This window comes from Streptomyces millisiae (assembly GCF_031845425.1).
Taxonomy (GTDB): domain Bacteria; phylum Actinomycetota; class Actinomycetes; order Streptomycetales; family Streptomycetaceae; genus Streptomyces; species Streptomyces millisiae.
The window spans coordinates 1-480 of record NZ_JAVREM010000235.1 but is presented as its reverse complement, the minus strand read 5'-3'; the positions used below and the strand labels follow the sequence as shown (position 1 = coordinate 480).

The 480-nt window shown below is 67.3% G+C and carries 1 pseudogene; it reads left to right on the top strand.

Going from position 1 to position 480, the window contains the following annotated elements:
* A pseudogene (locus RNC47_RS36420) lies at nt 1-480 on the top strand (transcriptional regulator); the annotation flags it as partial.

The following is a 480-nucleotide window of genomic DNA, read 5'->3' as shown; positions in this document are numbered from 1 at the left end:
GGCTCTGACGCTGGCAACGCAGTGGGCGGACGACCTGGAACCCCGGATCACCCGTGCGACAACCTCTGAACTCGCCGCATGGGGACTGCTGTTGCTGCGGGCTTCTGGCGCGGCGGTCCGCAACAACCAGCCCGAGGTCGCCGCGGACATGAAGAGGTTCGCCCGGAGCGCCGCGACCGCGATCGGCCGGGAGGTGAAGGTCGCACACGAGACGGTTCGGACCTTCGGCCCCACAACAGTCCGGATGCTGACCGTGGAGGACGCGTTGGTCAAGGATCAGCCGGACACAGCACTGCGGCTCGCCGCGCAGATGCCCCTGTTCACTGTCCGCCCCTCCAGCAGCGTACGGAGCCGACACGGACTGGACGTGGCCAACGCGTACGCCCGGCTCGGTCGATTCACAGAATCGTTCGGCAAGTTGAGCGAATTGCAAGCCGCTTCCCCTCAGTGGTTCCCGAACCAGACGCCCGCCCGGGACAC